Raw genomic sequence first — 13,631 nt, 5'->3', positions numbered from 1 at the left:
CCGGCGTGACAAAGCGTTCCTCGTTGGCCAGGGTCTGGCGGCGAATGTAGCGCTCCGGCGCCTGGTGGGACCGGCTCTTGCTGATGCTGATGTAATAGCCGAAGCTGCGGTGCAGGTTCAGGCGCAGGCTGCCAATGCCCGTGGCCTGCCGTTCCCGTTGCTCCAACTGATTCAGCCAGGCGTGATCTTCCTCCAGCCGTTGGCGCAACTGATCCAGCATGTCGTCCACCCCGTCCTGGATCAGGCCCCCCTCCAGCAGGGACGGGGGCGGACTGCTCACCAGCGTCCCGTCGGGTGGTCTCCACGAGGGCAACCAGGTGGGGATCCCGGTGGCGCAAGGGTTGGAAGTAAGGGCCATGGGCATCGCGGAGCAGGCCCGCCAACTGCCCCAGCCGCTCCAGGCCGTCCGCCAGGGCCACCAGATCCCGTGCCCCCGCCGCGCCGCTGGCCGCTCGCCCCGCCAGCCGCTCCAGATCCCCCATGGGGCGCAGCACCCGGCGCAGGGCTTGCCGCAACTGAGGTGTTGCAATCAAGGTGGCAATGGTCTCCTGTCGTGCGGCAATGGCCTGGAGGTCCACCAGGGGCCGTTGCAACCAGCGGCGCAGGCAGCGGCCCCCCATGGCCGTGAGGGTGCGATCAATGGCCCAGAGCAGGGAGCCCTGCCACTGGCCATCCCGCTGGGTTTCCGTCAACTCCAGGTGGCGGTGGGTTTGCTGGTCGATCTGGAGGTGTTGCTCCAGGGAATAGGTTCTGGGCATGGCCAGGGGAACGGTCATGCCCCGCTGGGTGTCTTGCAGGTAGTGCAACAGCCCCCCACAGGCGCCGAGGGCTAAGGGGAGCGCATCCAGCCCCAGCCCGGAGACCCCCGCCACCTGGAAACGCTCCTGCAACACGGCCGCGGCCGCCATGCGCTGGAATGCACGGCGGGGCACTGTGCCCACCGCCAGACCAGCGGGACACCAGGGAGGGGGCGCCGTGTCTGCCGCGCCTTCCCCGGGGTCACCCCCGTGGGGAAGCAGCAGTTCGGCCACCCGCAGGCGGAGCAACTCCTGGTTCAACTGGCCGCTGCTGCGCACCTGGGTGGCCTGGAACTCCCCCGTGGACACGTCCGCCACAGCAAGACCCCAGACCGGCCCATGGCCGTTGTCACTGGCAAGCACCGCCGCCAGCCAGTTGTTGCGCCGGGCGCTCAGCATCCCCTCTTCCAGCACCGTCCCGGGGGTGAGTACCCGGGTGATGTCCCGCCGCAAGAGGCCCCCTTGGCTGGGGGTGGTCTCCAGTTGATCACAGATGGCCACGCTGCGGCCATGGCGGAGAAGCTGGGTGGCGTAGCGCTCAAGGGCATGGTGGGGGATGCCGGCCATGGGCACCCGGCCAATGGCGCGCCCCCCCTCCTTGCCCGTCAGGGTCAGCTCCAGCATGGCGGAGGCGGTGACGGCATCCTCGAAGAAGCACTCGTAGAAGTCCCCCAGGCGATACAGGAGCAGCCGCTGGGGATGTTGACGCTTGAGTTCCACGTAGTGGCGCAACATGGGCGTCAGCGCCGGGACGGGCGCCTGGCTGTGGTGGCTCCAGCGGGGACCTTGGCTCACGGCCTCCTCACCGGCGCTCCGCTGGCGCCGGGACGCGGCCGTGGCCTCCAGGCCGGCCAGGGCCAACTGTTGATCGTGCGGGGGCGCTGCTTCATCACCCATCCTGGCCAACTCCCACAAGCTGTTGCGGATCGTAGGCAGAAAACCTCAAATGCACGGTTTTCGTGGAAGACTATTTTGTGGAGTTTCCTGTTCCCTGCTGCGTACCCATGCAGATTCTCAACGTGTTCACTGTTTTCCTCCTGGTGGTCATGAGCTTTGCCATGGTGGTGGCTGTGCCGGTGCTCTATGCCAGTGGTGAAGACAGCGGTCGCTCCAACCGGTTAATTCTTCTGGGCAGTGCGGTCTGGATTGGCCTGGTGCTGCTGAATTGGGGCATGAGCGTCTTTGTTGCCTGAGACAGACTGCATTACCCAGGAGCAACCCCGCAGTGACCACGTTTGAAGGGAGCTTTTCCGCTCCGGAGTTGGGCCGCGCCCGTATTGCCCTGGTGGTGGCCCGTTTCAACGATCTCATCACCACCCGGTTGCTGTCCGGCTGCCTTGACTGCCTGACCCGCCATGGCATTGACACCAGCCGGAGCAGCGCCCAGGTGGATACGGTGTGGGTGCCGGGGAGCTTGGAAATTTCCGTGGTGGCTCAACGGCTGGCCCGTAGCGGTCGCTATCAGGTGATCATCGCCCTGGGGGCGGTGATCCGCGGCGACACGCCCCACTTTGACGTGGTCATTGCCGAGGTGTCCAGGGGTGTGGCCAGTGTGGCCCGGGACAGCGGCATCCCGGTGATCTTTGGCGTTCTGACCACCGATACCCTGCAGCAGGCCCTGGAGCGGGCCGGTATCAAGAGCAATCTGGGCTGGACCTACGGCCTTGAAGCCCTGGAGATGGCCAGCCTGATGGCAACGCTGCCCCCCTCCCCCTAGCCAGAGCGCCACTCCCCTGTCCCCGAACCCATTGACAGGTGTCTCCTCCATGGTTCATAATTGGAAATTGGTTGTGGCGTTGCCCGGCCTGCTGCGGATGTAGCTCAGTGGTAGAGCATCTCCTTGCCAAGGAGAGGGTCGAGAGTTCGAGTCTCTTCATCCGCTTCACGGGGTGCAAGTCAGTACTTGAAGCCACGGCTTTCCAGTTCTTTAACTTTCCTTGCGGAAGAGCATGAGGCGTTGCTTGCCCTCCTCATGGAAGCCCAGCCGCTGATAGAAGCCCATCCCATGGGTTGTCATGGCATAGACCCGCTCGGCGCGGCGCACTGCCGGCGCCGCCAGCAGACGGTTCACCACAGCGCGGCCCGCACCCCGGCCTTGCCAATCCTGGCGCACCACCACGTCCCAGAGAACAGCCCGATAGATCCCGTCACTGGTGGCGCGCCCCACGGCCACCAGATCGTCCCCGTCCCAGGTGCTCACGATCACGTCCGAGCCCCGCAGGCACCGCAGCAGACCGGCAAGGCGCCGCTCCCGGCCCCAGAAGCTGTTGTCCATGAACAGCTTCTGCAATTGACCCACCGGCAGGGCATGACCTTCCAGGGACCTCTGGAGCGGGACCCTCAGGAGGGCGGGCAGCCAAAAGAGCCAGCGACCATGGGAGAAGCTGCGCAACCTGCCGGGATCCTTGTTCATGGCAATCACTGACTGGCCCAGGCAAAGGGGATGACGTCCGGAACCGCGGGTTGGCGACCGGCCCGGATCGGAGCCTAGTCTTGCCCGGGGCAGGCGCCCCCACAAGGGGTGACGATGGTTAGGATGGTCCTTTCAATGAAGGCGGTCCGTGACGGCTCAGTCCACTGTCAGGAAGCCTTTGCTGCTGGAGATGCGTGATGCTCAACCTGCTTCTGGGTGATCCCAACGCCCGCAAGCTGAAACGGTACAGGCCCCTTGTAGACGAGATCAACGGTCTGGAGGGGGATGTGGCAGCCCTCACGGATCAGGAGCTGCAGGGGCGGACCCATGCATTCCGAGAGCGGTTTGCAGGTGTTCGCCAGCCGGACCGGCGCCTTGAGTTGATGGAAGAGCTGCTGCCGGAAGCCTTCGCCGTGGTGCGGGAAGCGGGCAGGCGGGTGCTGGACATGCGTCACTTTGACGTGCAACTCATCGGCGGCATGGTGCTCCATGACGGCCAGATTGCCGAGATGAAAACCGGGGAGGGCAAAACCCTGGTGGCCACACTGCCCGCTTACCTCAATGCTTTGACGGGGCAGGGTGTGCATATCGTCACCGTCAACGACTACCTGGCCCGCCGTGACACGGAGTGGGTGGGGCAGATCCATCGCTTTCTGGGTCTGAGTGTTGGCTTGATCCAGCAGGAGATGAGCCCTGAAGAGCGCCAGCGCAATTATGCTTGCGATATTACCTACGTCACCAATAGCGAGCTGGGATTTGACTATCTGCGGGACAATATGGCCACGGATCTCAAGGACCTTGTACAACGGGATTTTTCCTATTGCATTATTGATGAGGTGGATTCCATTTTGGTGGATGAAGCTCGCACCCCTCTGATTATCTCCGGTCAGGTGGAGCGCCCCCAGGAGAAATACAAAGAGGCTGCCACAGTCGCAGCGCAACTACTGCGGGCTGAAGGGATGACAAAAGACGGGGTGGAACCTGAAGGTGATTATGAGGTGGATGAGAAACAGCGCAATGTGATGCTGACGGATCAAGGTTTTGAGAAAGTGGAGAAACTGTTGCAGGTCAGGGATTTATTCAATCCCAAAGATCCCTGGGCTCACTATATCAATAACGCCCTCAAAGCCAAAGAGTTATTCATTAAAGACGTAAACTATATCGTCCGTGAAGGGCAGGCGGTGATTGTGGATGAGTTTACCGGGCGGGTGATGCCCACACGACGGTGGAGCGACGGCCAGCACCAGGCCATTGAAGCCAAGGAGGATCTGGCGATTCAGGCGGAAACCCAGACCATGGCCACCATCACCTACCAGAACCTCTTCCTGCTCTATCCCCGTCTTGCGGGGATGACCGGCACCGCCAAAACCGAGGAAACCGAACTGGAGAAAACCTATAAACTTGAAGTGACGGTTGTTCCCACCAACCGCCCCCTGATTCGCAAGGATGAGCCGGATCAGGTGTTCAAGACGGAAGCCGCCAAGTGGCGCGCCGTTGCTGACGAGATTGCCGAAAAACACCAGATGGCGCGGCCCGTCCTGGTGGGCACCACCAGCGTGGAGAAGTCCGAGTTGATCAGCGGGTTGCTGAGGGAGCGCAGCATTCCCCACAACCTGTTGAATGCCAAGCCGGAAAACGTGGAACGGGAAGCGGAAATCATTGCCCAGGCGGGTCGTGCCGGTGCGGTGACCATCTCCACCAACATGGCGGGCCGTGGTACGGACATCATTCTTGGCGGCAACACGGACTACATGGCCCGCCTGCGGATCCGCCAAGCATTGCTACCCCGGTTGGTGAACCCGGAGGATCCCCAGCTTACGGGCGGCGAGTCGGGCAAGCGGCGGTTGAATCCGGTCCAGGCGGAAGCCCTGCAACGTCAGCGTCAACAGGAACAATCCCGCCGTCTGGCCAAGTTGTTCCCCTGCCCCCTCAGCGGCGAGGCGGAGCAGGAACTCAAGCAACTGGGTGCGGATCTGGCCCAGGCCTGGGGAGAACGCCGCTTGAGCCTCATTACCCTGGATGAGCGCCTCAATGTGGCGGCAGAGAAGGCGCCCATTCAGGACGAACTGATTCAAAGACTGCGGGAGTTGATGCAGAAAATTCGTGCCGAGTACGATGGGGTGACGGATCGTGAGCAGGAGGAGGTGACCAACCGCGGCGGCCTCCACGTGATCGGTACGGAACGTCATGAGTCACGGCGCGTGGACAACCAGTTGCGGGGTCGCTCCGGACGCCAGGGGGATCCGGGGAGCAGCCGCTTCTTCCTGTCTTTGGAAGACAGCCTGCTGCGCATCTTCGGAGGTGATCGGGTGGCCAAGGTGATGGATACCTTCCGTGTTGACGAGGATATGCCCATTGAATCCGGCTTGCTGACCCGCTCCTTGAAAGGCGCCCAGAAGAAGGTGGAAACCTATTACTTTGATATTCGTAAACAAGTATTTGATTACGATCAGGTGATGAACAACCAGCGGCGCGCCATTTATGCGGAGCGGCGCCGTGTTTTGAAGGGGGACCAACTGAAGCAGCAGGTGTTGAGTTATGGGGAGCGCACCATGGAAGACATTGTTGATGCCTATGTGGACCCTGAGCTTCCCCCTGAGGAATGGTCACTGGATCGGCTGGCGGGCAAGGTCAAGGAGTTTGTGTACCTGCTCGCTGATCTGGAATCCCACCACCTGGTAGATCTCAAGATTGAAGAACTCAAGGCTTTCCTTTGCGAACAGCTCCACAGTGCCTATGATATCAAGGAGGCCCAGGTGAATGAAATCCAGCCCAGCCTGATGCGCCAGGCTGAGCGCTTCTTTATCCTCCAGCAGATTGACACACTTTGGCGTGAACACCTGCAGAGCATGGATGCTTTGCGGGAGTCCGTGAATCTACGGGGATATGGCCAGAAAGATCCCCTCATGGAGTACAAAAACGAAGGGTACACCATGTTTTTGGAGATGATGACCCAAATGCGTCGTAACGTTATCTACTCCATGTTCATGTTTGAACCACGGCCACCGGCGGCCTCCACCCCCTCCAGTCGGGAGGTCATTGTCTGAGGCGCAATCGTCCCTGTTGGATCGGGGTCAGGAAGCACTGTCCTGCTGGCCGGCCTCATCGGGCTCCTGATCGCTGAAGAACTCGATGATCTCCCGATCCTGCAAGCTTTGGGCCTGCCCGCCACAGCGGGGGCGCAGCGGCCTCCCCAGCGCCACGTCCCGCAAGCACTCCTGCAGGGCAACCACCTCCCCCTCCAGGGCGTCAATCCGATCCATGAGGTTGCGGATGACGCGAGCTTCCGCATCCGGAAGCTGGGAATGGGCCAAGGGGTCCACCCGCACCCCGGAGCGGTGAATCACCCGGCCCGGCACCCCCACCACCGTGCAGTCACGGGGCACGTCTTTCACCACAACCGAACCGGCGCCCACCCGGGTGTCGGCGCCAATGGTGATGGCCCCCAGCACTTTGGCGCCGGCGCCCACAACCACGTTGCAATCCAGAGTGGGGTGGCGCTTGCCGGTTTCCTTGCCGGTCCCGCCGAGGGTGACCCCCTGGTAGAGGGTGCAGCCCTCACCAATTTCCGCGGTCTCGCCAATCACCACCCCCATGCCGTGGTCAATGAATACCCCGGCAGCAATGCGAGCGCCGGGGTGAATCTCCACCCCTGTGAGAAGACGCCCCCAATGGGACACGAGGCGCGGCAGTAACGGCAGGCCCAGGCGCCAGAGCTTATGGCTGAGGCGATGAAGCGCCAAAGCGTGGAAGCCCGGGTAGCAGGTGAGAGACTCCAGCCAGTTCCGGGCTGCCGGGTCCCGCTCCCGAATCATCCGGAAGTCAGCCAGAAGCGTGCGCATGGCCATGGGGTGGTTCAGCATCCATCCTGACAGGCTGCATCCGGCCTGGGCAGAAGGTCGGCTCAGGCAACGGCGCAACTCAGGCCCATCTCCTTGATCAGCACATCCACCGTCTCCGGGCGCAGGTAGTGGTCGATGCAGTGAAGATTGGGGACCCGCAACAGTTGGGAACGGTGTTGACGGATGGTGGCCTCCACCACGGGATGGCTGGGTTGATCGCAGAGGATCGTACCCGAGGCGCGACAAACACTCAGCAGAAGCTTCCTCCCCGCCTGGGGGTTGTCCACGTCCGCCAGAGCCGTCATGACCAGTAACTCTTGCCCGCGCTGGGCCTGGAGAATCAACTCTGCCGCACGGAGGATCCCGGAACTGATGCTCACCAGGCCCAAGCAGGTATCCGCACGAAGCTGGGCAATCACGCTGAGCTCATGGTCAAAAGAGTTGAGATCCAGCACCAGACAACGCATGTTGTGGGATCTGGTCACCTCCTCGACCGGTTTCAGGAAATAGCGACTGGTCACCACCGTTGCCTTCCTGCCGTCCTGGGCCAAGCCCCCCAGGCGATGATCCAACGACTCCAGGGGCGCCACAGCCACTGGAGCCGGCAACGTGATCAACTCCCTGGCCATGAGGTGCGCAGCCCCCAGATCGTCTTGCGGTGTACTCACCAGCACCTGGGCGCCACAACTGATGCGCCAGTTGATTTCCGTGGTGAGCTGGCGCAGCGTCTCCTGCAGGGTCAGGCCGCCACAGAGCAGGGTATTGATGCAGCAGCCCACATCCTGCCCGCCATGGCCATGGCCAGAGATTGTGGCAGTCACGCTGCCCTGGTGGGATGGCTTGTTGGGGTTGACAGGGGCTTGACCGCGCACATATACCCCCGAGCCGGCCACCGCCTCAACGATGCCGTGGGCCTCCAGTTGCCGATAGACTTTGCTGACCGTGTTGCGATGCAGGTTGGTCTGCATGGCCAACTGCCGGGTACTGGGCAGGCGATGTCCCGGCAAGTAGAACCGGGACGCGATGGCGAAGGACAGTTGGCCGTAGAGCTGCAGGGAGGCCGACACCGAGCTACAAGGCTGGACCTGGAAGCGCACGTGGACAGTTGCCAACTGTCACAAAGTCTAGGGCATTGTCCTGTCCCGCGCCACAACGGCCGGATTGGAGTTCACAGGACGGCGGGGATGGGACCGGAGGTGTTCCGCACTGTATGTTGCCGGGCCGCTTTTAACGCCCGGGTTGCTGCTGCCGGGCCGGGCCGGCGTGTTGGCCTTCACCAGCGGTGTCCGGCGCGGGGTAAGGAACATGATCATGTTGCGCCCCTCCCGCTTGGGCGTCTGCTGAACTTCGGCCTGCTCCTCCAGGTCACCGGCCAGGCGGAGAAGCAGTTTTTCCGCCAGGCTGACGTGCTGGATCTCCCTGCCACGGAAGATGACCGTGCATTTCACCTTGTCCCCGGCCTTGAGAAACCGGCTGGCCTGCTTGATGCGCACATCGTAGTCGTGCTGGTCAATCTTGTAGCGCATTTTCACCTCCTTCACCTCGGTCTGGTGGGACTTTTTCTTGGCTTCCTTGGCTTTTTTCTCTTGCTCGAACTTGAATTTTCCATAGTCCATCACCCGGCAGACCGGGGGATCGGCCTTCTCGCTCACCAGCACCAGGTCCAGTTCTCGATCCTGAGCAACCTGCAGTGCTTCGTCCCGGCTGATGACGCCAAGCTGGGTCCCGTCCGCATCAACAACCCGCAGGGTGGGATAGGTGATCCGCTCGTTGATGTTGGGAAGCTCGCGGACCGGGAGGCGGCGATCAAAGCGGGGACGAGGGGCCAAATTGCGGTGGGTTGGGTGAAATGAGGGCCGGGGAAGGGGCCTGAATCCAATGGGATTCTAAACGGAGGCGGGGACCCTGTCGGTGGGTTTCCTCACCAAATCCACAATGTTTTGTCTCAGATCTCCGGTGATGGTTTGCCAGCCTTGCGCCCGGGAGCCGGTGAGCCAGTGGGGCTGGTGCTGACCCCGAAACCAGGTGAGCTGCCGTTTGGCGTAGCGGCGGGTGCGGCGGTTGATGGCAGCCACGGCCTGTTGATGGTCCATGCGCCCCGTCAGAAGCTGGCAGGCCTCCCGGTAGCCCATGGTCTGCAGCAGCGGCAGCTTGACCCCGAAGCGCTCCATAAGCCGTTGCGTTTCCTCCAGCAGGCCACCGGCCACCATGGCGGCGGTGCGCCGGTGAATGCGTTGGTGGAGATCCTCCGGGGCCAAGCCGATTTCCAGGACGGGATAGGCGGGAGGATGGCGGCGTTGCTGGAGGGAGTGGGCGCAGCCGGTGCCGTAGATCACTTCCAACGCCCTCTGGGTGCGTACCCGGTCGTTGGGGTGGATGCGCTGGGCGGCCACGGGATCGGCACAGCGCAGCAGACCATGGCAGCGGGGCTGACCCAATGCGGTGAGTTGGCGCCGCAACGCCGGTTGGGGCGGCAGGGCCGGTGGGCGCAGTCCCTGGGTGACGGCCGCCAGGTAGAGCCCGCTGCCTCCCACCAGCAGCGGGGTAATCCCCCGCCTGTGAAACCCGAGAATGCACTGCTGGGCCAGACCCTGGAACTCCTGAACCGTCATGGGCTGGTGGGGATCCCGCAGATCCAGCAGATGATGGGGGGCCAGACGCTGCTGGGCCGGGGTGGCCTTGGCGGTGCCCACGTCCATGCCTCGATACACCTGGCGGGAGTCCCCGTTGAGGATGGGAAGATCGAGACGACAGGCCATGTCCAGGGCCAGGGCGGACTTGCCGCTGGCCGTGGGGCCGAGGATCACGATCAGCCCCGGTTGCCTGTGACCCATGGGGGAACTCCACGACCCCGGAACGCCGCCATCGAACCTGCAAACAAAGTCCGATGCTAGGATGGCCGGAGATTGAACTCCAGAGCACTGTTGCACCATTTACAGGGGGTTGCCAGGCCGTCCTGGTTCAGCCAAGGAAAGGGTCTCCTCCACCATGGAGAGCCAGGGGCCAATGGTTGAGACCAACAAGGTTCAGGCGGACTACGGCGCGGCGCAAATCCAGGTTCTCGAAGGGCTGGAGCCGGTGCGCAAGCGTCCGGGCATGTACATCGGCAGCACCGGTCCCCGGGGGCTTCACCACTTGGTCTATGAAGTGGTGGATAACGCCGTGGACGAGGCCCTGGCGGGGCATTGCACGGAGATCCACGTGGATCTCCACGGCGACGGCTCCGCCGAGGTGAGGGACAACGGCCGGGGCATTCCCACCGACATCCATCCCCGCACGGGCAAGTCCGCACTGGAAACCGTGCTGACCGTCCTCCATGCCGGCGGGAAATTTGGCGGTGGCGGCTACAAGGTGTCCGGTGGCCTCCACGGGGTGGGGGTGTCTGTGGTGAACGCCTTGAGCGCCTGGGTGGAGGTGGTTGTGTACCGGCAGGATCAGGAACACCGTCAGCGCTTTGAGAGGGGGGTGGCGCAAGGGCCTCTACGGAGTCGGACCCTTGACAGGGACGATCCTGCCTGGGGACGGCGAGGGACCGCGGTGCGGTTCTGTCCGGACAGGGACGTTTTTACCGGAGGCATCGGCTTTGATTTCCCCACGTTGGCGGTCCGCCTGCGGGAGTTGGCCTATCTCAACGGCGGCGTCAATATCGTGTTTTCCGACGGCCGCCAGGATGCCCTGGACGAAGCGGGCAATCCTCACCGGGAAACCTATTTTTACGAGGGGGGCATCAGGGAATACGTGGCCTACATGACCCAGGAGAAGGATCCTCTCCACAAAGACATTATTTTTGTGCAAGGGGAAAAGGACGGTGTTCAGGTGGAAGCAGCCTTGCAGTGGTGTTCCGATGCCTATTCGGATCATGTTCTCGGATTTGCCAATAACATTCGCACCGTGGATGGCGGCACCCATCTGGAAGGCTTCAAGGCCGTACTCACCCGTACGCTGAACACCGTGGCCAGGAAGCGCAACAAGCGCAAAGAGGGGGATTCCAACCTGTCCGGTGAAAACATTCGTGAGGGATTGACGGCCGTGCTCTCCGTCAAGGTGCCGGAGCCTGAATTCGAAGGGCAGACAAAAACCAAGCTGGGCAACATGGAAGTGCGGGGGGTGGTGGACTCCATTGTGGGGGAATGTCTGACAGAGTTTCTGGAATTCAACGTTCAGGTGGGAGACCTCATCCTGGAGAAAGCCATTCAGGCATTTAATGCAGCGGAAGCGGCGCGGCGGGCCCGGGAACTGGTGCGTCGCAAATCCGTGCTTGAGAGTTCCACCCTGCCCGGCAAATTGGCGGATTGCAGTTCCCGGGATCCTGCCGAGTCGGAAATCTACCTGGTGGAGGGGGACTCGGCGGGCGGGTCCGCCAAGCAGGGTCGGGATCGTCGCTTTCAAGCGATTCTGCCCCTGCGGGGAAAAATTCTCAATATCGAGAGGACCGATGATGCGAAAATCTACAAGAATACGGAGATTCAATCTTTAATTACAGCTCTGGGTTTGGGCATCAAGGGGGAGGAGTTTGACTCATCCAATTTACGCTATCATCGGGTTGTGATCATGACAGATGCAGACGTGGACGGGGCCCATATTCGTACCCTCATCCTGACGTTCTTCTATCGCTACCAGCGGCAGATTGTGGAAGATGGCTATATTTATATTGCCTGTCCACCCCTCTACAAGGTTGAGAGGGGGAAACAGCACTACTACTGCTTCGATGAAACAGAAAAGGATAAACGCATTGCCGAGTTCCCCCGGAACTCCAACTACACCATCCAACGGTTCAAAGGGTTGGGGGAGATGATGCCTCAGCAGCTTTGGGAAACCACCATGGACCCTGCCACACGCCTGATGAAACGGGTACAAATCGATGATGCTGCGGAAGCCGACCGTATCTTTACCATCCTCATGGGGGACAAGGTGGCCCCCCGGCGTGAATTCATTGAAACCCACAGCGCCGAGCTTCACTTCACTGAACTGGATATTTGATGACGCCATATTCTTCCCCCATGGCCCTGGGCAGCTCCGCCGTCAATGGCCGGCAGACTACGGCGGGCCGTTGGGCCTGGATGCTGAGCATGGCGCTGTTGCTCCCCATTGGCCTGCCCGCCGGCGGCGCCCGTCTTGAGCCCGGTAAATCCCGTCAGCGGCAACCTGGCGATCCCCTGTTGGCCGCCAAAACCACCGGCTTGCGCCGTGAACCCCTGGTGAGCGCCCCGCCGGTGGCGCCCTTGCCCATCGGGCAACCCTTGCAGGGCCTGGTGCGCTGGCACGACGGCCAGGATCTGTGGCTGCGGGTTACCAGCCGCCAGGGCCGGGGCTGGGTTCGTATCGGCTGAATCGTTTACGGGCTGGCCGCCACGATTGTGGAAGGGAACAGTGATCGACGCCACCTTGGTGTGGACAAAGACTCGGGTCTGATCCATTCTGTGGTGACCATGGCAGCGAATGTGCATGACCTGACATCAACTTCTGAATTGCTCCATGGGGAGGATGTTGTTTATGGAGATACAGACTATCAAGGACTGGAAGGACGAAGCGAGATGACGCTTTCCGCATCATGAGTTTGACCACCTTGGTCCGCCCCTGACTCCCTGGCAAATCATCAAGTGTTGTCGTTCTCCAGGATGGCCTGCCAGAGGAGCGCAGATCAAGAAACAACTCTTCCAGGGTGATTTCCCGCAGGGCTTGGGCCAGGGAAACACGAGCATCAGCAGGAATCACAAGGAATGCTCCCTCTCCGCATCCAGGGACCCATAGGCTTGAGGATCACAGGTGAGCAGGATCACCTGGAGGCCGTTGGCCACAGCGGTGTTCAACATTCTGCTCACCATCGGGGTGCGCTCCGGGTCGGTGTTGGCGAAGGCGTCGTCAAAGATCAGGGGCAGGCAGTGATCGTGGCGATCCTTCAGGACATCGGCCATGGCAAGGCGCAGGGCGGCGCTCAGTTGTTCCCGCATCCCGCCGCTCAGTTGGGTAAAGTCGTACACGTTCCGACCGCGCCACAACTGGAGACCCTGCAGGCCTGCATCCCGGCTGTAGCGCATCCGGCAGATGGGGCCTCCCTGGTGTTCAGGGTGCAAGGGGGCCAGGTAGCTGCTGACGGCCCGGGCCAGGGGCTCGGTGTAGCGGCTGGAGAGGTCCGCCTGAGCTTGGCGGAAGTGCCCCTGCAGCAGCAACAGGGCCGCACCCAACTGCTGCTGCTGTTCCCATTGCTCCTGGGCCTGGGCCAAGGCTGCCTGGGCCTTCTCCAGGGTGGTTTCCGGATCCTGGCTGCTGATGCTCCGGCGGCGTTCCTGCAGTTGTCCCTCCTCGTTGAGCCGCTGTTGTTGCTGGGTCCGTAGCATTGCTTCCCGGCGTTCCAGCCTGGGGATGAGCGCTTCCGGTGTGTCCTGCTCCGGTGCGATCAAGGCTCGGAGTTGTTGCCGCAGTTCATCCAGCCTGGCCTGGGCCTGGGCCTGCTCTCCCGTCTTCCGGCTGTAGAGGGTGTCCAGCGCTTCGGTCGTTCCATGGGTGGCCAGAAGCTTCCGCACCTGCTCCAGGCAGGACTTTTCCTCATTGGCGCACACTTGCAAGGTGGTTTCCACC

The 13,631-nt window shown here is 62.1% G+C and carries 12 protein-coding genes, 1 tRNA gene and 2 pseudogenes; 7 read left to right on the top strand and 8 right to left on the bottom strand.

The window, feature by feature from the left end; genetic code table 11:
- Both BG35_RS13865 and BG35_RS09860 read right to left on the bottom strand, forming a co-directional pair.
- Window positions 1-220: hypothetical protein (locus BG35_RS13865; protein WP_308417004.1), on the bottom strand; the 220-nt coding region annotated here is incomplete at its 3' end.
- Between the two features lie 142 nt (window positions 221-362).
- A pseudogene (locus tag BG35_RS09860) lies at window positions 363-1,532 on the bottom strand (MutS N-terminal domain-containing protein); the annotation flags it as partial.
- 269 nt (window positions 1,533-1,801) lie between these two features.
- On the opposite strand from BG35_RS09860, the gene psbZ reads away from it, so the two are divergent.
- From psbZ to BG35_RS0101955, 3 genes are all read left to right on the top strand, one after another.
- On the top strand, window positions 1,802-1,990 hold the full coding sequence (gene psbZ / locus BG35_RS0101965) for a photosystem II reaction center protein PsbZ (protein WP_025781463.1): 189 nt from the start codon (window positions 1,802-1,804) through the stop codon (window positions 1,988-1,990).
- Window positions 1,991-2,022: 32 nt separating this feature from the next.
- On the top strand, window positions 2,023-2,514 hold the full coding sequence (ribH, locus tag BG35_RS0101960; RefSeq protein WP_025781462.1) for a 6,7-dimethyl-8-ribityllumazine synthase: 492 nt from the start codon (window positions 2,023-2,025) through the stop codon (window positions 2,512-2,514).
- A 93-nt stretch (window positions 2,515-2,607) separates the two neighbouring features.
- Window positions 2,608-2,679: transfer RNA gene (locus BG35_RS0101955), tRNA-Gly, on the top strand.
- Between the two features lie 45 nt (window positions 2,680-2,724).
- Here BG35_RS0101955 and BG35_RS09855 read toward each other — a convergent pair.
- Complete coding sequence (locus tag BG35_RS09855; protein WP_236619740.1) at window positions 2,725-3,210, bottom strand: GNAT family N-acetyltransferase; 486 nt, start codon at window positions 3,208-3,210, stop codon at window positions 2,725-2,727.
- Between the two features lie 197 nt (window positions 3,211-3,407).
- Between BG35_RS09855 and secA the strand changes: the two genes are divergently transcribed.
- Window positions 3,408-6,257, top strand: coding sequence for a preprotein translocase subunit SecA (gene secA, locus BG35_RS0101945; RefSeq protein WP_025781460.1), 2,850 nt, complete (start codon window positions 3,408-3,410; stop codon window positions 6,255-6,257).
- A gap of 27 nt (window positions 6,258-6,284) precedes the next feature.
- Here secA and cysE read toward each other — a convergent pair whose 3' ends face one another.
- Genes cysE through miaA form a run of 4 tightly spaced genes read right to left on the bottom strand, consistent with a single transcriptional unit; the run spans window position 6,285 to window position 9,886 of the window.
- Window positions 6,285-7,058: a serine O-acetyltransferase gene (gene cysE, locus BG35_RS0101940; protein ID WP_236619739.1), complete on the bottom strand. Its 774-nt coding sequence runs from the start codon at window positions 7,056-7,058 to the stop codon at window positions 6,285-6,287.
- A 56-nt stretch (window positions 7,059-7,114) separates the two neighbouring features.
- The gene (locus BG35_RS0101935; RefSeq protein WP_308417003.1) at window positions 7,115-8,119 is read right to left on the bottom strand and encodes a GntR family transcriptional regulator; all 1,005 of its coding nucleotides are present in this window, start codon (window positions 8,117-8,119) and stop codon (window positions 7,115-7,117) included.
- Window positions 8,120-8,176: 57 nt separating this feature from the next.
- On the bottom strand, window positions 8,177-8,881 hold the full coding sequence (infC, locus tag BG35_RS09850) for a translation initiation factor IF-3 (RefSeq protein WP_025781457.1): 705 nt from the start codon (window positions 8,879-8,881) through the stop codon (window positions 8,177-8,179).
- A gap of 57 nt (window positions 8,882-8,938) precedes the next feature.
- On the bottom strand, window positions 8,939-9,886 hold the full coding sequence (gene miaA, locus BG35_RS0101925) for a tRNA (adenosine(37)-N6)-dimethylallyltransferase MiaA (RefSeq protein ID WP_025781456.1): 948 nt from the start codon (window positions 9,884-9,886) through the stop codon (window positions 8,939-8,941).
- A gap of 172 nt (window positions 9,887-10,058) precedes the next feature.
- On the opposite strand from miaA, the gene gyrB reads away from it, so the two are divergent.
- The 3 genes and pseudogenes from gyrB to BG35_RS13540 all read left to right on the top strand — a co-directional run.
- A complete protein-coding gene (gyrB, locus tag BG35_RS0101920; protein WP_025781455.1) occupies window positions 10,059-12,032 on the top strand; it encodes a DNA topoisomerase (ATP-hydrolyzing) subunit B in 1,974 nt (657 codons plus the stop codon).
- A 20-nt stretch (window positions 12,033-12,052) separates the two neighbouring features.
- Complete coding sequence (locus BG35_RS09845) at window positions 12,053-12,382, top strand: hypothetical protein (RefSeq protein ID WP_071994747.1); 330 nt, start codon at window positions 12,053-12,055, stop codon at window positions 12,380-12,382.
- 51 nt (window positions 12,383-12,433) lie between these two features.
- Window positions 12,434-12,589 (top strand): annotated as a pseudogene (locus BG35_RS13540) (transposase); the annotation flags it as partial.
- A gap of 174 nt (window positions 12,590-12,763) precedes the next feature.
- On the opposite strand, the gene BG35_RS09840 reads toward BG35_RS13540, so the two are convergent.
- Window positions 12,764-13,631: ATP-binding protein (locus BG35_RS09840; protein ID WP_034416546.1), on the bottom strand; the 868-nt coding region annotated here is incomplete at its 5' end.

The organism is Candidatus Synechococcus spongiarum SH4, from assembly GCF_000586015.1.
In the GTDB taxonomy this organism is placed as follows: domain Bacteria; phylum Cyanobacteriota; class Cyanobacteriia; order PCC-6307; family Cyanobiaceae; genus Synechococcus_B; species Synechococcus_B spongiarum_F.
Note: the sequence above shows the minus strand (reverse complement) of the source record. Positions and strands in the feature narration are given on the sequence as shown.